Source organism: Bradyrhizobium sp. 195, assembly GCF_023101665.1.
Taxonomy (GTDB): Bacteria; Pseudomonadota; Alphaproteobacteria; order Rhizobiales; family Xanthobacteraceae; genus Bradyrhizobium.
Window position 1 is genome coordinate 5,142,018 of the sequence record NZ_CP082161.1, and the last position, 17,799, is coordinate 5,159,816.

A 17,799-nucleotide genomic window follows, 5' to 3' on the forward strand; every position below is an offset into this window, starting at 1 on the left:
GCGCGCTACCGCATGGCTCCCCCGCCCGCCCCACAGACGATGAAAGAGCGGATCCTTCAGACCGCCGACAAGCTGTTCTATCTGCAGGGCATTCGCGCGATCGGCGTCGACACCATCGCGGCCGAGATCGGCATCTCCAAACGCACGCTCTACAACCACTTCCCCTCCAAGGACGCGCTGATCGCGGCCTATCTGCAACGCCGCTTCGTAGCTCAGCGTCCCTCCGACAAGCCGCCGGCCGAGCAGATCCTCGCCACCTTCGATTCGCTGGAGCGGCGCTTTGCGGCCAAGGATTTCCGCGGCTGCCCGTTCGTGAATGCGGTGGCCGAGCTTGGCCCTCAGGACCGTGCCGTGAAGAAGATCGCAGTTGCCTTCAAGGAAAGCCGCCGCGTCTGGTTTCGCGACCGCCTGAACGAGCTCGGCGTTGCGGATGCCGAGGCGCTGGCAACGCAGCTCGTGCTGCTGGTCGATGGCTCCATCGCACAGGACCTCGTCCGCGACGACCCCGCGATGGCGCGCGCGGCGAAGGAAGCGGCGAAGGTGCTCTTGCAGAATGCGGGGGTGGATGTGGGGGATGGTGCGAAGCCGGTCAGGAAGCGCAAGCCCACGCCACAATAACCGCTGTCGACGCATTATTCGGTGTCATCACCCGCGAAGGCCGGTGATCCAGTATTCCACCAGCAGTAAAGCTAGAACCGAGAAGCCGCGGCGTACTGGATTCCCCGCCTTCGCGGGGAATGACAGCGGAGTTTGTGGGACTGTCGCGATCCTAACAACATGCCCCTGTTTTGCCCGACGAGTCAAACGGCGTTGCTGCCAGCGCACGCCGCTTTGCCACCCCCGTAAGCCATTGATCCGGCTAGCGCCGGCTACTGTGCATGGGGTTGTTTTCGCGAATTCGCGGGGGCGCCCTCACGCCGCCTGCGACACCACGCGATTGCGCCCGTCGTGCTTGGCGCGATAGAGCGCGGTGTCGGCGCGCTTGAGCACGTCGCCTACCGCCTCGCCCTTCTGCTCCAGCGTGGTCAGGCCGATCGAGATCGTGACCTCGATGCGCTTGGCACCCTTGTGGATCGCGAACGGCTCTCCCGCGATCGAGCGGCGCAGGCGCTCGGCGACCATGCCGGCGACATGGAGATCGGTCTCGGGCATCACGATGACGAACTCCTCGCCGCCGTAGCGGCAGGCCAGATCAATGCCGCGGATCGACTTGCGGACCCGCACCGCGAACTCGCGCAGCACGTCGTCGCCGGCGTCGTGGCCAAAATTGTCGTTGATCGACTTGAAGAAGTCGATGTCCAGGATCATCAGCGCCAACGGCTTGCCGCGGGTCGCGGCCTGCTCTGCGAGCGTCGCCAGATGGCTCTCCATGTAGCGGCGATTGTGCAGGCCGGTGAGCGCATCGGTGATCGCCATCTCGATCGAGTTCTGCACGTTGTCGCGCAAATGATCGGTATAGCGGCGGCGGCGGATCTGGGTGCGTGCGCGCGCCAAGAGCTCGATCTTGTCGATGGGACGCAGCAGGTAGTCGTTGACGCCGATCTCGAGGCCGCGGAGCAGCCGCGTCGAGTTCTCGGGGTCGGCGATCGCCAGGATCGGCACGTGCCGCGTCCGCTCCAGCGAGCGCGCCTGGCTGCAGAGCCTGAGGCCGTCGAAATTGTTGAGGTCGAGCGAGACGATCAGCAGGTCGTAATTGCCCTCGGCGGCGTGGAACAACGCCTCCGTCGGGTTCGGCTCGACGTCGATGGTGTGCTCGGCGGCAAGGATCGTCGCCAGCCGCTCGTAGGAGGACTGACGGTCGTCGACCAGCAGGATGCGGCCGCCCTTGCCGGTGTCGGCCACGGCGCTGCGCTCGGGCGCCTGCATGCCGATCTCGAGCGAGGTGATGGCGCGCATGCGCAGTTCGTCGGTCATCATCTTCAGCCGCGTCAGCGAGCGCACGCGCGCGATCAGCACGACATCGGAGACGGGTTTGGTCAGGAAATCATCGGCGCCAGCCTCCAGCCCGCGATTGCGGTCGGCCGGGCTATCGAGCGCCGTCACCATGACGACGGGAATGTGGTGCGTCGCCGGATCGGTCTTGAGGCGGCGGCAGACTTCGAAACCGTCCATATCAGGCATCATCACGTCGAGCAGGATGATGTCGCATTCGGCGCGGCGGCTGATCGCCAGCGCCTCGGTGCCGTTCGAGGCGGTCATCACGTCGAAATATTCGGCGGACAGGCGGGCTTCGAGGAGTTTGACGTTGGCAGGAACGTCATCGACAACCAGGATACGCGCGGACACTGTGAACTCACTTCCTATCCGATAAAACGCCGGACCGTCTCGATGAATTTGCCGACCGAGATCGGCTTGGACAAATAGGCCTCGCAGCCGCCCTCGCGGATGCGCTCTTCGTCGCCCTTCATCGCGAACGCCGTGACCGCGACGACGGGAATGGCGCGCAGCTCCGGATCGTCCTTGATCCAGCGCGTCACCTCGAGGCCGGAGACCTGCGGCAATTGGATATCCATCAGCACGAGGTCGGGCCGCATCTTGCGAACGAGGTCGAGCGCCTCGTAGCCGTTGCTGGTGCCGGAGGTCTGGTAGCCGTGCGCCTCCAACAGGTCGCGGAAGAGCTTCATGTTGAGCTCGTTGTCTTCCACGATCAGGACGGTCTTAGCCATCCCGCCCTCCTGATGGGTCCGCAGACCAGTACATGTGACGCCTCAGACGCCGCTTTCCGGCGTTTCGAAAACTGGATTCAAACTAGCCTCAGATTCGCTTGAGTTTCGTTAAACCCGAGGGTCGACTTTCCGCGATGTGGTTTCCAGTTGCTTGCCTGGGGTCGGAAGACTCACGGACGAGACTCGGGCATGATGATTCCAAATTAGAGACCGAAAGTTAACGGAAAGGCAAACCGTCCCCTTGAAAAAGCCTGTTCACAACCCCCGCGAAGTCGCTGAAATCGTTGCGATTCAGGCACTGTCCTTCGTCGCGAGCGAGCCCGAGCGGCTGGGCCTGTTCCTGGCTGAGACAGGGGTCGGTCCGGAGACCCTGCGTAATGCTGCCGCGGACCCCAATTTCCTGCTCAGTGTGCTCGATTTCGTGCTGCGCGATGACGCCACTGTGAAGGCCTTTGCCAGCTCCGCGGAACTACACCCGACCAACGTTGCCGCAGCGCGGCAGGTCCTCGGCGACGCGCTCGGCGACCCTTCCTGGGAGCGCGACGTGCCGTGACCAGCTCCGACCCGGCCGGGCCCCGCTGCTTCTGCCGGGATTGTCTGGCCGATCTGGACATGGGCGTGCGGCGCTGCTCGGCCTGTGGTTCCCCTCGCCTCGTCCGCCACCGGGCGCTGTCGACGCTGAGCATCGCGCATATCGACTGCGACGCTTTCTACGCGACCGTCGAGAAGCGGGATAACCCCGATATTGCCGACAAGCCCGTCATCATCGGCGGCGGCAAGCGCGGCGTGGTGTCGGCTGCCTGCTACATCGCCCGCACCTATGGCGTGCGCTCGGCGATGCCGATGTTCAAGGCACTCGAAGCCTGCCCGCATGCGACCGTAATCCCGCCCGACATGGCGAAGTATGTTCGCGTCGGCCGCGAGGTGCGCCAGGCCATGCAGGCGCTGACGCCGCTGGTCGAGCCGCTCTCGATCGACGAGGCCTTCCTCGATCTCTCCGGCACCGAACGGGTGCACGGCATGATCCCGGCCAAGGTGCTGGCGCGCTTTGCCCGCAACGTCGAACGCGACATCGGCATCTCCGTCTCGGTCGGCCTGTCCTGCAACAAGTTTTTGGCCAAGATCGCGTCCGACCTCGACAAGCCGCGTGGCTTTGCCGCGCTGGACCAGGAGGACGCACGTTTGATGCTCGCGGACAAGCCGGTTGGCTTCATCTTCGGCGTCGGCCCCGCCACGCAGGAGCGCCTGGTGCAGCGCGGCTTCCGCCTCATCGCCGACCTGCAGAAGGCCGACGAGATCGAGATGATGCGGCAGTTTCCGAGCGATGGCCGCCGGCTGTGGCGGCTCGCGCGCGGCATCGACGACCGTCGCGTCGAGCCTGATCGGGGCGCCAAGACGATTTCCAGCGAAACCACCTTCGAGACCGACATCCGCGATTTCGCGACGCTGGAGAAGATCCTGTGGCGGCTGTGCGAAAAGACGTCGTCGCGGCTCAAGAGCAGCGAGCTCGCCGGCTCGACCGTGACGCTGAAGCTGAAGACCGCCGATTTCCGCCAGCGCACCCGCTCGCAGTCGATCGCGGCGCCGACGCAGCTCGCCGCGAAGATCTTCTCGATCTGCCGCGAGATGCTGGCCAAGGAAATCGACGGCACCGCCTTCCGCCTGATGGGCGCCGGCGTCAGCGCGCTGCGCGAGGGATCGGCGATCGACGACACCGACATGCTCGACCGCCGCGCCGCCCATGCCGAGCGCGCCGTGGACAGCCTGCGCAAGAAGTTCGGCAGCGCCGCCGTGATCCGCGGCATTGCCTACGAGCGACCGAAGGCGCAGGAGTGATCGAGCCCTGCTCAACTCAGTCGCGTTCGAAGATCCGTGCCCCCGGATAGGCGCGCCTGGCATACTGAACCACCAGCTGCCGATCCTGTGTCTCCAGGAACGGAGTACGGATCTGACAAGATCCGACGATGAGGTGCCACAGGCCGTTGAGCTTTCGAATGACCACGTTCATTTGAGCTTCCTCGCAGTGACCCGAGTGGACTCAAATTGTAAGAATCTCCCGCCGTCGCTCAATTGTACCAGCGTAAGCTCGGCGTATGAGAAGGATTGGAGGAGACATACAAAGGTATGTTGGACATGGTTTCCACAGCCGCCGGCGCCGACAGCTTCGCAATGGCGTCCTTCCTCGTCCTGAGGCTCGCACCGTGACAGGCGAATGCGATCTCGACGCGCTGCTGAAAGGCATGAAGCCGGAGATGATGAACGGCACCTTCGTGTTTTGCACGCTTGCGCCGGGCGCGAGGCTTCCAGCCACGATCAGCCCGATGCTGACATTCCGCGAACGTGAAGGTACGACGCTGGTGCTACTGCACGAGGAGGCCGAACGTGCCGGACTGCGCCATGAATTTCCATCGCGCCTGATCACCCTGACGGTTCGCTCCGCGCTCGATGCGGTGGGCTTCCTGGCCGCCATCACGGCGCGTCTGGCCGAAGCCGGCATCAGCGTGAACGCCGTCTCGGCTTACCATCACGATCATCTCTTCGTGCGGGCTGACCGGGCCGACGAGGCGCTGGCTCTCCTGCGAGAGATGTCCAAAGCAACGTAGGATGGGTAGAGCGAAGCGAAACCCATCAAGCTCTTTCCGCGCACCAGGCGCGATGGGTTTCGCAAGTGCTCTACCCATCCTACGATCACCTCAATCCGCGACGGCCACCGCCTCGATCTCGATCATCCATTCCGGCGCGGCGAGTGCGGAGACGCCGACGAGCGTAGAGGCCGGCGGCTCCATGCCTTCGAAGAAGGCGGAGCGAGCCTTGCCGATGATGGGGCGCAGCTCCGGCTTGTAGTTCACGACGAAGGTCGTGATCTTGACGATGTTGGCGTAGCTCGCCCCCGCCGCCTTCAGCGCGTGCCCGAGATTCTGCATCACCTGCGTCGTCTGCGCGGCAATATCGCCCTCGCCGACGATCCGCCCCTCCTCGTCCACCGACACTTGGCCGGAAATGTAGATAGTCCGCGCGCCGGTCGCCGTGACGACGTGGGAATAAGCGGGATTGTGATGCAAGCCGCTGGGGCGGAGATGATCGAGCTTGGGCATGGGCTGGCTCCCTTAGGTTTTTGCTTGGGCGGGAGCGTAGCTGGGGATCATGACAAGAGCTAGATGCGACGCGCACCAATGGCACTCCGTCATCTTGAGGCGCTCGCGCAGCGAGCCTCGAAGGATGCACGGCCCCCGCTACTGCAGCCGGGCCGTCGCCCTTCGAGGGCCGCTCAAGAAGCGGCCGCCTCAGCGTGACGGTGATAGAATAGATCTTGCAGGGTGAGCATAGGAGCACCAGCGCCGTGCCCACGATCTTGCAGTTGACCTGGGAAGTGGTGGGCACGCTACTTTGCCCACCCTACGGCCCTGCTCGCGCAGAGGGAGCGCCCCCTCAATTACAGGGCTTGCTGTCCTTGACGTCGAACTTGCCCATCGCGCCGGAAATGACAAAATCGTTGTAGTCGAGCACGAGCTGGCGCGAGACGCCATTTTCGTAGAGCTCGAACGCCATCGCGTAGACCGGCGTCTGCTCGCCTTCCTTCTGCTGGGCCTCGCGGTCGAAATAGCTGACGGTGACGGGCCAGCGCTTGAGCGACTTCATGTGCTCGTCGGAGGTCGACGGATCCGGCGAGCCGGCGCGGTCGGCGGGGACCGGCTGGCCGATCACGGTCAGCGTGTTGTAGACCTTCTGGCCGTCGTCGGAGCCGTCATAGACCGAGAGCTCGAGCAGCGACTTGCCTTCGTTGGCTGCCGCGATGATGCGCTGGATCTGCTCGGTCGGAAACACGATCTTGCCATCGAGGGTGAAACTCTTCGGCGCCGGCAGCTTCAGCTTGACGTTGATGTGGTCGCCGTCGCGCTCGGCCGAGCCGTCGACCCGGCCGGCATCCGCCTCGTTCATGCGCGTTTCGATCTTGAAGCGATAGCTCTTGCCGGCGGCATCCTCCCAGGAATTGGAACGGAGGTCGCTGAGCGTAACCTTGCCCTCGCCGCTGTCGAGCTCGGAGACCTGACGGAATTCGGAGGTGTAGCCCTCGCACGAGCTTCCGGTGAAGTTGTAGAGGATGCGGCCACGCGCGCTGTTGACGGAGTTGGAACGCGATTTCACCAGGCTGAGGTCATAGAGCGCTTGATGCGCCAGAAACGGACCGTTGGCGGCCTGAGCCCCGCCGCCGGGACCGAAAGCGGCCGCCGCGAGCGCCATCACACCGAGCGAAGTCCGGAAAAGGTGCACCATGTCTATTCCTTGGGGACGCGTCCTTGGGAAGCGCAGATTCGACATTTTAATGACCGTTCCATTGCGTCGCAACTGAGGCCGTTTCACGTAAAGTTGCGGCCCTTGCGTTGAACCTGCTGCCGGGCCTCAACAAATACAGCCCCCTTCCGGTTGCTTGCATGTGGCGGCCCGATGGGCGAAACAGGGCGCGCCCGGCCGCCTGCGGACGCGCCGGGGCGAATGATTTCTGGACAACGAGGTCGGACATGGCGGGCACGGTCGAGCAGAAGCTGGCGGAACAGGGCATCAAGCTGCACGAGGCTCCCACGCCCGTCGCCAATTACGTCCCGTTCGTGCGCACCGGCAATCTGTTGTTCGTCTCCGGCCAGGTCTGCTTCGACCCCGCCGGCAAGCTGATCGCCAAGGGCAAGCTGGGCGCCGGCGTCTCCATCGAGGACGGCGCTGCGGCGGCACGCGGCTGCGCGGTGAACCTGCTGGCCCAGGTCAAGGCGGCGCTGGGCGACCTCGATAAGGTCGTGCGCGTGGTCCGCCTCGGTGGCTTCATCAATTCGGCGCCTGACTTCCTGGACGGGCCGAAGGTCCTGAACGGCGCCTCGGATTTGATGGTCGCCGCCTTCGGTGACAAGGGCCGCCATGCCCGCACCACCGTCGGCGTCGCCTCGCTGCCCGCCGATGCGGCGGTCGAGGTCGACGGCGTGTTCGAGGTCGCCTGACGCGCATGCGCGCTCCGGATTGGCTAACAGCCCGGCCAGTCGCCCATCGCGGCCTGCACGACATCTCTCGTGGCATTGTCGAGAACATGCCGGGCGCGGTGCAGGCTGCGATCGCGGGCAATTTCTCGATCGAGGTCGACATCCAGCTCTCCGCCGATGGCGAGGCCATGGTGCATCACGACCATGCGCTCGGCCGCCTCACCGAGGCCACCGGCGAGGTGGTCGAAAGGACCGCGGCGGAGTTGAAGGCGATCAAGTTCAAGGACACGCCTGAGCGGATGATGTCGCTCAGCGATCTCTGCGCGCTCGTCGCCGGCCGCGTCCCGCTGGTGATCGAGGTGAAGAGCCATTTTGGCGGCGACCGCAAGCTGGTGAAGCGGATGGCGGAGGTGCTGGAATCCTATGACGGGCCAGCCGTCGGCATGTCCTTCGATCCCGACCAGGTGCTGGCGCTGCGCGAGTTGTTGCCCAACCGCCCGCGCGGCATCGTCGCGCAGCGCACCTATGAGGACGATTACTGGGCCAAGCTGAGCCAGGAGCAGCGCGACAGCATGCTGTATCTGCGCCACGGCTTTCGGACCCAGCCCCACTTCGTCGCCTTTCGGGTCGACGACCTCCCGGCCCCCGCCCCCTGGATCGCCCGCAACGTCTTCGGCTGCGCCCTGCTCGGCTGGACGGTGCGCACGGGCGAGCAGCGGACGCGGGTTGGGCAGCATGCGGATCAAATGATTTTTGAAGGGTTCGTGCCGTAAGCCTCGCTCGTGTCCCGGACGCGCTGCCACGCGTAGCGTTGCTGCGCAGAGCCGGGACCCATCTCTCCGCAAGCGCGCTGCCACATGGGCCCCGGCTCTGCAGCGCACCGCTGAATCAGCGCTGCGCTGCGTCCGGGGCACGATCGAGCCACTTCCCGCCCCCTTGAAGTCGCTGCTGCAATGCACGATCTTGGGCGGGATGGCATCACCTGAAATCACGCTCGAGGCCGTACCTTCGATTGGCAACGTGTCACCGGAGGACTGGGACGCCTGCGCCAACCCCGGCAAGGCCTTTAACGAAAAGACCTGCAACGGACATGGCCCGGGAACCTCATCCGGACTTCCAGGTGATTCCCTCGGTCTCTTAGAACCTGCCTATAACCCATTCGTCTCGCACGCATTTCTCTCCGCCGTCGAGACATCGGGTTCGGCGACCATCCGCACCGGCTGGGGCCCGCGGCACCTCGTGGCCAAGCTCGATGGCCGCGTCGCCGGCGTCGTGCCCTGCTATCTGAAATCGCATTCCCAAGGCGAGTACGTCTTTGACCGCGGCTGGGCGGACGCCTATGAGCGCGCCGGCGGGCGCTATTATCCGAAGCTCCAGGTCTCGGTTCCCTTCACCCCGGCAACCGGGCCGCGGCTGCTGGTCCGCGACGGCGTCGATCGCGAACGCATCATGGAGGCGCTGGCGAGTGGGCTGGTGGCGCTGTGCGGCGTCAGCAAGGCCTCTTCTGTCCATGTCACGTTCGCGCAGGAGGCCGAGTGGAAGCTGCTCGGCGAGCACGGCTTCCTTCTGCGCACCGATCAGCAGTTCCACTGGCACAATGAGGGCTTCGCGAGCTTCGACGATTTCCTGGCGACGCTGAACTCGCGCCACCGCAAATCGATCAAGCGCGAGCGGCGCGATGCGCTCGCCGCCGGGATCACCATCCACTGGCTCACGGGCAAGGACATCACCGAGGACGCCTGGGATGCTTTCTTCATGTTCTACATGGAGACCGGCTCGCGCAAATGGGGCCGCCCCTATCTGACGCGCGAGTTCTTCTCGCTGATCGGCGAGACCATGAGCGAGGACGTGCTGCTGGTAATGGCTCGCCGCAACGATTGCTGGATCGCAGGCGCAATCAACTTCATCGGCTCGGACACGCTGTTCGGGCGCAACTGGGGCGCGGTCGAGCATCATCCCTTCCTGCATTTCGAGGTCTGCTACTATCAGGCGATCGATTTCGCGATCAATCGCGGCCTGCAGCATGTCGAGGCCGGCGCGCAAGGCGAGCACAAGATCGCGCGCGGCTACCTGCCGCGCACCACCCATTCCGCCCACTTCATCGCCGATCCCGGCCTGCGCCGCGCCATCGACGATTATCTCAAGCGCGAGCGCGCCTATGTCGCGGAAGCCGGACGGGAGCTCGCCGAGCTCGGCCCGTTCCGCAAAGGCGTCGACGAGGCGCCTTGACGGTTTGCCGTGGCTGGTGACAGTAAGCGCAAAATTCGAGGAGCCGCCGTATGACCGCCTACGATACCAACAACATCTTCGCAAAGATCCTGCGCGGCGAGCTGCCTTGCTCCAAGGTGTACGAGGACGAGCACGTGTTCGCTTTCCTCGACATCATGCCGCGCGTCCCCGGTCATACGCTGGTGATCCCGAAGGCCGCTGCTCGCAACATCCTCGACATCAAGCCTGACGATTACGCCCATGTCGCCCGCGGCGCGCACAAGATCGCGGCGGCCGCAATGAAGGCCTTCAAGGCCGACGGCATCACCGTGCAACAATTCAACGAGCCCGCCGGCGGACAGGTGGTGTTTCACCTGCACATGCACGTGATGCCGCGCCACGACGGCGTCGCGATGCTGCCTCCCGCCAGCCGCAAGGAAGACGCCAAGGTGCTGGAAGAGCACGCCGCGAAGCTGATCGCGGCGCTGAAGGCAGGCTAGGTCTCTCCACTCGTCATTCCGGGGCGCGCCTCTTGGCGCGAACCCGGAATCCATTTCACCACCATCACTGCCGCCCGATGGATTCTCAGGTGCGCGATTGCGCACCAGAGTTCGACGCTTCGCGTCGCCCCGGAATGACAGGCTACTCCGTCTCGAAATCGCCCTTCTGCGGCGCGGCCAGAGGCGTGAACTCGCAACGATCCGGCTTGATGTCGATCAGCGGCGTGTTGTCGAGGCAGTCGAGCCCGCGCACCAGGATCGCATTGCCCTCGATCCCGACCAGCTTCACGATCGAGGTGCCGATCGGATTAGGCCGGACCGGCGAGCGCAGCGAAAAGGTGCCGCGGGTTTTCTCGTTGTTCTTCGGACTTTGCAGGATGATGTCGCGGCGCGACTGGTCGAGCCAGTAGAGCACTTCGAGATTGCTGTAGAAATCGACGCCCTTGATGGCCGGCACGAACGGCTCGAAGATCTCGAGACGGCACACCGGACCATCCTGACGTCCCTGCCGCGGCGTCTCCAGCCGCGACGCCCAGGGCGTGCGGATACGGCCGATGAAGACGAGGCCGGCATCTTGCGTCGGTGGCAGCTCGATGGCGACCTCGCCCTCGCGGAGCTCCTGTTCGCGAACCATATTCCTGTTCCTTAGCTGTTCGCCGGCGGTTTTAGCCCAACCACCACTTGCCGGCCAGCATGAAGACCTCGCCGGTGACCACGCCTGCAAAGATCGAGCGACGGGCCAGCAGAAAGGCGACGAGGCCGGCCGCCACCGCGCCATAGCGCAGCACATCCGGCACGCTGGCGAGCGCGCCCGGCGGCTCGACCACGATCTCGGCGATGACGCCGGCGAGGATCGCGGTCGCAACCGCCCGCACCCAGACCAGCAGTTCGGAGCCTTCGTCGATGCCGCCGCCGAACCACAGGCCCAGCATGCGCCAAATCTGGTTGGGAACGACGCCGGCGACGAACAGCACCGCCAGCGCATGCCAGTCGCCGATCGCTTGCGCAAAGCTCATGCGCGCACCTGTCGCCACCAATGCACGCCATAGGCGATCGTGCCGGCCACCACCCCACTGACCAGGATATCGACGCCGGAGTTCATCTTCGCGGCCAGCGGATACAGCAATATGCCGAGCACGAGCGCGACGACATCGGCGATCTCGCGGCTGTTGCGCGCGGTCGAGAACAGGAAGGACAGCGGCGTCAGCAGCAGGATCGCAGCTCCAAGCGTCTGCGTCAGATTGGCGGCGAGGAAATAGCCGACCGTGTTGGCGACGAGGCAGACCGAGACGAGGCCGCAGCCGAGCCCGTGAACGAACGCGATCCGCCGCTCACGCGGCACTTGCGGCAGGAAGCGGTGGCATTCGACCCACAGCGTCACCGCGGTGAGATGCGCAGCAAAGATCAGCTCGCGGCGTTTGGTCGTCGGCGTGCGCATCAGCGGCAGCACCGAGACCACCATCGGAAACAGACGGATCGCGCTGACCGTGACTGCAATCGCCGACTGAATGATGGTGGCGCCGGAGCCGAGCGTGGTGATCAGGATGATCTGCGCCGGCCCCGCCCAGACGAACAGCGTCGAACAGAGCGCCCAGGCCAGGCTGAAATGGGTGTCATGGGCGAGTGCGCCGATGCCGAGATAGGTCACGAACAGCACGATGGTGAGGATCGTCTGCGTGATCGAGCGCAGCCCCCAGCCGAAGGCAAGCCAGGGACTTTGCCATTGAGGAGAATCGAGCGGAGGAAGCGCCACGGAGGGTTTGGCCGGGTGAGGACTCGTGCCCGCATAACGTGCGAGACGACGGCTGACGTCAAGGAAGCCGGCGGCGGGGCTGGCATGCGTGACATACTCACCGCTGTCATTCCGGGGCGCGCGAAGCGCGAGCCCGGAATCCATAACCACCATCGTGAGTATGGATTCCGGGCTCGCGCCCAAGAGGGCGCGCCCCGGAATGACGAGCGGAGAGATACGCACCCCTACCCCGCCACACCCTTGTTCTTCAGCACGAAGCACGCCCCACCCGCTTTGCGGATGCGGTTGCACAGATCATCCGCCTCGCTACGCGTATCAGTGCCGATGCGTACCTGGTAGAATGCGCGCGTGCCGCGGCTGCGCATCACGGATGACAGCAGGCTCGGATCGCGCTCGCCAATCACCGTGCTGAGCCGCGTCACGGCGCGGGAGTACATCGCCAGTGCCCTGTTGCGGTCGAAGCCGGCGGCGAGCTGGACGCCCCATGCCTTTGCGGCCGCAAGCTCCACATGCTGCTCGAGCTCGGCGACGAAGGCATTCGGCGCGCGTTTGAGCAGCGCCATCAGATCACGGCAGCTGGTCGGCGGTGAGCTCGGCGGGCCCTTGCCGGTCGCTCCCGCCTTGGCCCAGGCATCGACGCTCGTGCCGGTGATGGCGAAGACGTAGTTGCGGGTCTGCTCCGGCATGCCCCCGGTGCCGGCGAGCCATTCCTGCACGCGCCGCGGGCCGGCATTGTAGGCGGCTGCGGCAAGGCCGAGATTGCCGAACTGGCTGCGCAGTTCGCTCAAGAACTCCGCCGACTTCGGCAATGCCTGCACCGGATTGAACGGATTGAGCAGCCCGCGCTCGCTGGCGGTGCCCGGCATGAACTGCGCGATCCCCTGTGCGTGCTCGCCACTGCGCGTCGTGGGGCCCACCGCATCGGCCTGAAAGCGGCTCTCCTGCCAGATCACCCGGGCGAAGAATTCCAGCGGAAGATTGGCATCGCGCGCGGCCGCCTCCACGATCAGGCAGATCGATTCCCGCATATCGCTCTCGCGCGCGTCAGCCGGCTTCTCCGCCGGCTTCGCGGGCTCCTCCGCCTTCGGAGGCGCGACGGGCTGCGGCGCCTCCTCTGCGAGCGCCGGCGACAGCACGAGGGCAAGGCACAAGACAGCGATAAACCGAGCTATTCGCATGGCATCGACGCAATCGACCAAAATCGGACCTTGACTTGGAACCCCAGCCAACTAGCAACAGACGGCAGTATCAACGCAGGTCCCACCCGAATGGTGACAATCTTTTTTGATCTCGACGGCACGCTCACAAACCCGAAGCCGGGGATCACGCGCTCGATCCAGTACGCGCTGGAGCGGCTGGGTGTCGCGGTGCCGAGCGAGGACGAGCTGACCTGGTGCATCGGCCCGCCGCTGCATGCCAGTCTGAAAATGCTCACCGGAACCGACGAGCTCGCCGACCGCGCGTTACTGCTCTATCGCGAGCGCTTCAGCGATATCGGCCTCTTCGAGAACGAAGCCTATGCCGGCATCGTGGACACTCTGACGACGCTGGCCGCGACGACGCCGCGCATGTTTGTCGCGACCAGCAAGCCCGCGGTCTACGCCACCCGCATCGTCGATCATTTCGGTCTGAAGCCCTATTTCGAGCGTGTGTTCGGCTCCGAGCTCGACGGCACGCGCGTCGACAAGCGCGACCTGCTGCGCTACGCGCTCGACGAGACCAGGGTCGATGCGAGCAGTGCGATCATGATCGGCGACCGCAGCCATGACGTGGTCGGCGCCCGCACCAACGGCATGACCGCCATCGGCGTGCTCTATGGCTATGGCAGCGAGGCCGAGCTCAGGGACGCCGGTGCGCATCACATCTGCGCCGCGCATCCGGAATTGCTCGGGCATTGCGTGGGCTGATCATCGAGGGACTGCGCCCAGCGCTCGAGCGCGGCGAGGCTCTTCCACCAACTCTGTCTCATGCCGCCGGTTACTGAGCGGTCATCGCCGCGAGCCTTCGTTTGCGACGAAGACAAGGCTCGCCAATTCCAGATTGTCAGGCCCTGCCGCCTGCATCAGGCTGGCGCACATGAGGACGCGCACCACGATAGGCGGATCGGAGCTGTTGCTGGGTATGATCGCGATCCGACTCGCGGCGCTGGTTCTGGTCGGCTGGGGCCTGACGTTCCTGCCACGGCAAACGCGTGACAGCGAACGCGCCTGCCTTCCCTCACCTGTAACGAGCAGCGAGCCTCAGGCGAAAGCGATCCGCTCGCAGGTTGCCGATGCAGCGTTCGATGACATGCTGCTGCACGACTAGGCTGCTCCCAAGCAGGGCCGGTATGTGAGCGCATGATAGGACAAGACGTCCGCTTGCGCTAACTTCGGCACCAGGGCCGCAACGAACAATCCGCAGTCAGCCGAGGAGCATATCGATGGAATACCGACGCTTGGGCCGGTCGGGCCTCATGGTGCCCGCCTTGAGTCTCGGGACCGGCACGTTCGGCGGTGTCGGCCGCCTCGCGGCGTGGGGCACGACGGACGCGACCGAAGCCCGGCGCCTGCTGGACATCTGTCTCGATGCCGGCGTGTCGATGTTCGACACCGCGGACGTCTATTCGCTCGGCGAGTCCGAGCGAGTGCTCGGCGAAGCCATCAAGGGCCGCCGCGACAAGGTGCTGGTCTCGACCAAAGCCACCTTCCGCTTCGGCGACGGCCCCAACGACATCGGCTCGTCACGGCACCATCTGCTCGCAGCCATCGACGGTTCGCTGCGCCGGCTCGGCACCGACTACATCGATCTGTTCCAGCTTCATGGCTTCGACGCCTTCACTCCGCCCGAAGAGGTGCTCGGCACGCTCGACGTGCTCGTGCGCGCCGGCAAGATCCGCTACGTCGGCGTTTCGAATTTCTCCGGCTGGCACCTGATGAAATCGCTCTCCGTTGCCGACAAGCACGGCTTCCCGCGCTACGTCGCCAACCAGACCTATTATTCGCTGATCGGGCGCGACTACGAATGGGAGTTGATGCCGCTCGGCCTCGACCAGGGGCTGGGTGCCGTGGTCTGGTCGCCGCTCGGCTGGGGACGCCTCACCGGCAAGATCCGCCGGGGTCAGCCGAAGCCCGAGGTGAGCCGCCTGCCCAAGACGGCCGATTTCGGCCCGCCGGTGCCGGACGAGCACGTCTATCGTGTCGTCGAGGCCATCGACGAGGTCGCGAAGGAAACCGGAAAGAGCGTGACGCAGATCGCGCTGAACTGGCTGCTGCAGCGCCCCACCGTGTCGACGCTGATCATCGGCGCGCGCAACGAGACGCAGCTCCGCGAAAATCTTGGCGCGGTCGGCTGGTCGCTGACCAAGGACCAGATCGCAAAGCTCGACGCAGCGAGCAAGGTGACGCTGCCCTATCCCTACTGGCACCAGCGGACGACCTTCACCGACCGGAACCCGCCGGCGGTGTAGCGACAGCCAATCGCCTAACGGCCCAGCCCTAGGGCGCTCTCGACAGCGCTCCCGACCATGCTTGCCATGCCGGAGAGACTGCTTCCGGCTTGGGAACTGTCCGGGTCCTGCCGGGTTGCGGTCGATCCGGCAATTTCCTATTCGGAGATGCACCACGGCTCGAATCAAGCCCGCCTCCATCATGTCGCCTGCCCCGATCGAGCATGCCGACGGCCTGCCGCAGCCGCAGCGCAACCAGGCGGTGCTGACCATCGCGCTCGGCATCATCATGGCGGTGGTCGACAGCGCCATCGCCAATGTCGCGCTGCCGACGATCGCGGCCGACCTGGATGCTAGTCCGGCGTTTTCGATCTGGATCGTCAACGGCTACCAGCTCGCGATCACGATCTCGCTGCTGCCGCTGGCTTCGCTCGGAGAGATCGTCGGCTATCGCCGCGTCTATCTGGTCGGGCTGGTGCTGTTCACGCTGGCGTCCGCCTTCTGCGCGCTGGCGCATACGCTGCCGCTGCTGACGATCGCACGCATCATCCAGGGCTTCGGCGCGGCCGGCATCATGAGCGTCAACGCGGCGCTGGTGCGCTTCACCTATCCGCGCAGCCAGCTCGGCCGCGGCATCGGGCTCAACGCGCTCGTCGTCGCTTTCTCCGCAGCGGTCGGCCCGACGCTCGCTGCAGGCATCCTCGCGGTCGGAAGCTGGCCCTGGCTGTTCGCCATCAACGTGCCGCTCGGCGCGGCGACGCTGCTGCTGGGCCTGCGCAGCCTGCCGCACACCAAGCCCGCCAGCCATTCGTTCGACTGGCAGAGCGCGGGGCTATCAGCGATCACGTTCGGTGTCGGCATCGCCGCGGTCGACAGCGTCGGCCATGGCGAAGCCGCGATCACCTGCCTGATCGAGTTCGCCATCGCTGTCGTCGCCGGTGCGCTCCTGATCTACCGCGAGACCCACATGACCTCGCCGCTCTTGCCGGTCGACCTGTTGCGCATCCCGGTGTTCGCGCTGTCGATTGCGACCTCGATCGCCTCGTTCTGCGGGCAGATGCTCGCCTTCGTCGCGATCCCCTTCTACCTCCAGAGCCGCTTCGGCTATTCGGCGGTGCATATGGGTCTTCTGATCACGCCATGGCCGATCGCGCTAGCCTTCGCGGCGCCGCTCGCCGGCCGCCTGGTCGAGCGTTACCCGGCCGGCCTGCTCGGCGGCATCGGGCTTACGCTGTTCGCCTGCGGCCTTGCCGCGCTCGCCTTCCTGCCCGCGGACCCGACGCCGTTCGACGTGATCTGGCGCATGGCGCTGGCCGGCGCCGGGTTCGGTCTGTTCCAGACCCCCAACAATCGCACCATGATCGCAGCCGCCCCGCGCGAGCGCGCCGGCGGCGCCAGCGGCATGCTGGGCACGGCGCGCCTGCTCGGCCAGACCACCGGCGCTGCGCTGGTGGCGTTGCTGCTCGGACAGTATCCGGTTGAGGGGACCAGGCTGGCGCTGCTTGCCGGCGTAGGATTTGCACTGTGCGGCGCCGTGCTGAGCATGATGCGGCTGTCTCCCGCCGGCGCGCGCGGCGCCGAGCGCGTCCGCGTGCAGGACGATCAGCGCCTGCGCGGCGAATAGCACGGCCCCACGTCCAGGTGCCCGCTGTTCTCGTGCACAACCCCTGCGTGGCTTAACTATCCCGACCTGTGACCTATTGCCCTCGCGCTCCGGTTGCGCTTCATTGGCGTGGGGAACAAGGGGCATTTCATGCGTTCATTGGGAATTGTGGCGCTCAGCGTCATGCTGGGCGGCTGCGCGTCTGTCACGCGCGGCACGACCGAGAATATCAGCATCTCATCGACACCTTCTGGTGTAGAGGCCGTGGTCAGCGGGCTTGAGGTGCCGACAACCTGCACAACACCTTGCGCCATCGTCGCCAAGCGTAGCGCCGACATCACGATCACCTTCGAAAAGGAAGGCTATCAACCCCAGACGGTGCAACTCACCAAGGAAGTGTCGGGCACGGGCGCCGCCGGTTTCGCCGGCAATCTCCTCGCCGGCGGCGTCATCGGCATGGGCGTCGATGCCGCGACCGGGGCGGCCACCGATCACAAGCCCAATCCGGTCATCGTGACGATGCAGCCGACCGCCCCCGCCCGCAGCGCGCGGCCGGCCGCGCCGCGCAAGCCGCGTCCGCCAGCGACCGCGCCCGCGCCCGAAGCCGGAACGTAAGGCTCACACCCAGCCACGGAAACAAAAAGGCCGGCTTCGCAGCCGGCCTTTTCGATTTCA

At 65.4% G+C, this 17,799-nt stretch carries 22 protein-coding genes; 13 read left to right on the forward strand and 9 right to left on the reverse strand.

All coding sequences use genetic code 11. From position 1 onward, the window contains the following. The first annotated feature begins 12 nt into the window (after positions 1–12). Positions 13–618 (forward strand): TetR/AcrR family transcriptional regulator, encoded by a 606-nt coding sequence (locus tag IVB26_RS23865; protein WP_346732890.1) that lies wholly within the window; start codon positions 13–15, stop codon positions 616–618. A 294-nt stretch (positions 619–912) separates the two neighbouring features. On the opposite strand, the gene IVB26_RS23870 is transcribed toward IVB26_RS23865, so the two are convergent. Beyond that, a complete protein-coding gene (locus tag IVB26_RS23870; RefSeq protein ID WP_247967666.1) occupies positions 913–2,286 on the reverse strand; it encodes a PleD family two-component system response regulator in 1,374 nt (457 codons plus the stop codon). A gap of 14 nt (positions 2,287–2,300) precedes the next feature. Further along, positions 2,301–2,666, reverse strand: a complete 366-nt coding sequence (locus IVB26_RS23875) for a response regulator (protein ID WP_008566616.1) — start codon at positions 2,664–2,666, stop codon at positions 2,301–2,303. Positions 2,667–2,907: 241 nt separating this feature from the next. Between IVB26_RS23875 and IVB26_RS23880 the strand changes: the two genes are divergently transcribed. Continuing rightward, positions 2,908–3,219 (forward strand): DUF3572 domain-containing protein, encoded by a 312-nt coding sequence (locus tag IVB26_RS23880; protein ID WP_247967667.1) that lies wholly within the window; start codon positions 2,908–2,910, stop codon positions 3,217–3,219. Next, positions 3,216–4,502: a DNA polymerase IV gene (locus IVB26_RS23885; protein ID WP_247967668.1), complete on the forward strand. Its 1,287-nt coding sequence runs from the start codon at positions 3,216–3,218 to the stop codon at positions 4,500–4,502. The genes IVB26_RS23880 and IVB26_RS23885 overlap by 4 nt, the downstream gene beginning before the upstream one ends. Before the next feature lie 16 nt (positions 4,503–4,518). Here the strand turns inward: IVB26_RS23885 and IVB26_RS23890 are convergent, their stop codons facing one another. Beyond that, complete coding sequence (locus IVB26_RS23890) at positions 4,519–4,674, reverse strand: hypothetical protein (RefSeq protein WP_008548553.1); 156 nt, start codon at positions 4,672–4,674, stop codon at positions 4,519–4,521. 193 nt (positions 4,675–4,867) lie between these two features. Here IVB26_RS23890 and IVB26_RS23895 point away from each other — a divergent pair, with 193 nt between their 5' ends. Then, positions 4,868–5,269, forward strand: coding sequence for an ACT domain-containing protein (locus IVB26_RS23895; protein ID WP_247967669.1), 402 nt, complete (start codon positions 4,868–4,870; stop codon positions 5,267–5,269). A 90-nt stretch (positions 5,270–5,359) separates the two neighbouring features. Here IVB26_RS23895 and IVB26_RS23900 read toward each other — a convergent pair whose 3' ends face one another. Both IVB26_RS23900 and IVB26_RS23905 read right to left on the reverse strand, forming a co-directional pair. After that, positions 5,360–5,761, reverse strand: a complete 402-nt coding sequence (locus IVB26_RS23900; RefSeq protein ID WP_085351382.1) for a RidA family protein — start codon at positions 5,759–5,761, stop codon at positions 5,360–5,362. Positions 5,762–6,095: 334 nt separating this feature from the next. Next, the gene (locus IVB26_RS23905) at positions 6,096–6,941 is read right to left on the reverse strand and encodes a cell envelope integrity EipB family protein (RefSeq protein ID WP_247967670.1); all 846 of its coding nucleotides are present in this window, start codon (positions 6,939–6,941) and stop codon (positions 6,096–6,098) included. Positions 6,942–7,186: 245 nt separating this feature from the next. On the opposite strand from IVB26_RS23905, the gene IVB26_RS23910 reads away from it, so the two are divergent. The 4 genes from IVB26_RS23910 (at position 7,187) to IVB26_RS23925 (ending at position 10,341) form a co-directional block, all read left to right on the forward strand. Further along, positions 7,187–7,654, forward strand: a complete 468-nt coding sequence (locus IVB26_RS23910) for a RidA family protein (RefSeq protein WP_018321130.1) — start codon at positions 7,187–7,189, stop codon at positions 7,652–7,654. A 5-nt stretch (positions 7,655–7,659) separates the two neighbouring features. Continuing rightward, positions 7,660–8,406, forward strand: coding sequence for a glycerophosphodiester phosphodiesterase (locus IVB26_RS23915; protein WP_247967671.1), 747 nt, complete (start codon positions 7,660–7,662; stop codon positions 8,404–8,406). A 199-nt stretch (positions 8,407–8,605) separates the two neighbouring features. Next, positions 8,606–9,862, forward strand: a complete 1,257-nt coding sequence (locus IVB26_RS23920) for a GNAT family N-acetyltransferase (protein ID WP_247967672.1) — start codon at positions 8,606–8,608, stop codon at positions 9,860–9,862. Between the two features lie 50 nt (positions 9,863–9,912). Next, positions 9,913–10,341 (forward strand): HIT domain-containing protein, encoded by a 429-nt coding sequence (locus IVB26_RS23925; RefSeq protein WP_247967673.1) that lies wholly within the window; start codon positions 9,913–9,915, stop codon positions 10,339–10,341. A 142-nt stretch (positions 10,342–10,483) separates the two neighbouring features. Here the strand turns inward: IVB26_RS23925 and tsaA are convergent, their stop codons facing one another. From tsaA to IVB26_RS23945, 4 genes are all read right to left on the reverse strand, one after another. Continuing rightward, positions 10,484–10,975, reverse strand: coding sequence for a tRNA (N6-threonylcarbamoyladenosine(37)-N6)-methyltransferase TrmO (tsaA, locus tag IVB26_RS23930; RefSeq protein WP_246919863.1), 492 nt, complete (start codon positions 10,973–10,975; stop codon positions 10,484–10,486). 31 nt (positions 10,976–11,006) lie between these two features. Further along, entirely contained in the window at positions 11,007–11,357 is a 351-nt protein-coding gene (locus IVB26_RS23935) for an AzlD domain-containing protein (protein WP_247967674.1), read from the reverse strand. After that, complete coding sequence (locus tag IVB26_RS23940) at positions 11,354–12,094, reverse strand: AzlC family ABC transporter permease (protein WP_247973262.1); 741 nt, start codon at positions 12,092–12,094, stop codon at positions 11,354–11,356. The genes IVB26_RS23935 and IVB26_RS23940 overlap by 4 nt, the downstream gene beginning before the upstream one ends. Positions 12,095–12,318: 224 nt before the next feature. Beyond that, positions 12,319–13,272, reverse strand: coding sequence for a lytic transglycosylase domain-containing protein (locus IVB26_RS23945; protein WP_247967675.1), 954 nt, complete (start codon positions 13,270–13,272; stop codon positions 12,319–12,321). A gap of 90 nt (positions 13,273–13,362) precedes the next feature. Here IVB26_RS23945 and IVB26_RS23950 point away from each other — a divergent pair, with 90 nt between their 5' ends. The 5 genes from IVB26_RS23950 (at position 13,363) to IVB26_RS23970 (ending at position 17,739) form a co-directional block, all read left to right on the forward strand. Next, complete coding sequence (locus tag IVB26_RS23950; RefSeq protein WP_247967676.1) at positions 13,363–14,001, forward strand: HAD family hydrolase; 639 nt, start codon at positions 13,363–13,365, stop codon at positions 13,999–14,001. A gap of 169 nt (positions 14,002–14,170) precedes the next feature. Beyond that, positions 14,171–14,401: a hypothetical protein gene (locus IVB26_RS23955; protein WP_247967677.1), complete on the forward strand. Its 231-nt coding sequence runs from the start codon at positions 14,171–14,173 to the stop codon at positions 14,399–14,401. A 115-nt stretch (positions 14,402–14,516) separates the two neighbouring features. Next, positions 14,517–15,542 (forward strand): aldo/keto reductase, encoded by a 1,026-nt coding sequence (locus IVB26_RS23960; protein WP_247967678.1) that lies wholly within the window; start codon positions 14,517–14,519, stop codon positions 15,540–15,542. Between the two features lie 181 nt (positions 15,543–15,723). Next, positions 15,724–17,145: an MFS transporter gene (locus tag IVB26_RS23965; protein WP_247967679.1), complete on the forward strand. Its 1,422-nt coding sequence runs from the start codon at positions 15,724–15,726 to the stop codon at positions 17,143–17,145. Positions 17,146–17,274: 129 nt separating this feature from the next. Then, a complete protein-coding gene (locus tag IVB26_RS23970; RefSeq protein WP_247973263.1) occupies positions 17,275–17,739 on the forward strand; it encodes a peptidase associated/transthyretin-like domain-containing protein in 465 nt (154 codons plus the stop codon). Positions 17,740–17,799: the final 60 nt, after the last annotated feature.

Excerpts from the sequence above, each read along its gene's own strand:
- IVB26_RS23865 (WP_346732890.1), top strand. The coding sequence starts at position 13 with ATGGCTCCCCCGCCCGCCCCACAGACGATGAAAGAGCGGATCCTTCAG.
- IVB26_RS23875 (WP_008566616.1), bottom strand. The coding sequence starts at position 2,666 with ATGGCTAAGACCGTCCTGATCGTGGAAGACAACGAGCTCAACATGAAG.
- IVB26_RS23890 (WP_008548553.1), bottom strand. The coding sequence starts at position 4,674 with ATGAACGTGGTCATTCGAAAGCTCAACGGCCTGTGGCACCTCATCGTC.
- IVB26_RS23900 (WP_085351382.1), bottom strand. The coding sequence starts at position 5,761 with ATGCCCAAGCTCGATCATCTCCGCCCCAGCGGCTTGCATCACAATCCC.
- IVB26_RS23905 (WP_247967670.1), bottom strand. The coding sequence starts at position 6,941 with ATGGTGCACCTTTTCCGGACTTCGCTCGGTGTGATGGCGCTCGCGGCG.
- IVB26_RS23910 (WP_018321130.1), top strand. The coding sequence starts at position 7,187 with ATGGCGGGCACGGTCGAGCAGAAGCTGGCGGAACAGGGCATCAAGCTG.
- IVB26_RS23915 (WP_247967671.1), top strand. The coding sequence starts at position 7,660 with ATGCGCGCTCCGGATTGGCTAACAGCCCGGCCAGTCGCCCATCGCGGC.
- IVB26_RS23920 (WP_247967672.1), top strand. The coding sequence starts at position 8,606 with ATGGCATCACCTGAAATCACGCTCGAGGCCGTACCTTCGATTGGCAAC.
- IVB26_RS23925 (WP_247967673.1), top strand. The coding sequence starts at position 9,913 with ATGACCGCCTACGATACCAACAACATCTTCGCAAAGATCCTGCGCGGC.
- tsaA (WP_246919863.1), bottom strand. The coding sequence starts at position 10,975 with ATGGTTCGCGAACAGGAGCTCCGCGAGGGCGAGGTCGCCATCGAGCTG.
- IVB26_RS23935 (WP_247967674.1), bottom strand. The coding sequence starts at position 11,357 with ATGAGCTTTGCGCAAGCGATCGGCGACTGGCATGCGCTGGCGGTGCTG.
- IVB26_RS23945 (WP_247967675.1), bottom strand. The coding sequence starts at position 13,272 with ATGCGAATAGCTCGGTTTATCGCTGTCTTGTGCCTTGCCCTCGTGCTG.
- IVB26_RS23950 (WP_247967676.1), top strand. The coding sequence starts at position 13,363 with ATGGTGACAATCTTTTTTGATCTCGACGGCACGCTCACAAACCCGAAG.
- IVB26_RS23955 (WP_247967677.1), top strand. The coding sequence starts at position 14,171 with ATGAGGACGCGCACCACGATAGGCGGATCGGAGCTGTTGCTGGGTATG.
- IVB26_RS23960 (WP_247967678.1), top strand. The coding sequence starts at position 14,517 with ATGGAATACCGACGCTTGGGCCGGTCGGGCCTCATGGTGCCCGCCTTG.
- IVB26_RS23965 (WP_247967679.1), top strand. The coding sequence starts at position 15,724 with ATGTCGCCTGCCCCGATCGAGCATGCCGACGGCCTGCCGCAGCCGCAG.
- IVB26_RS23970 (WP_247973263.1), top strand. The coding sequence starts at position 17,275 with ATGCGTTCATTGGGAATTGTGGCGCTCAGCGTCATGCTGGGCGGCTGC.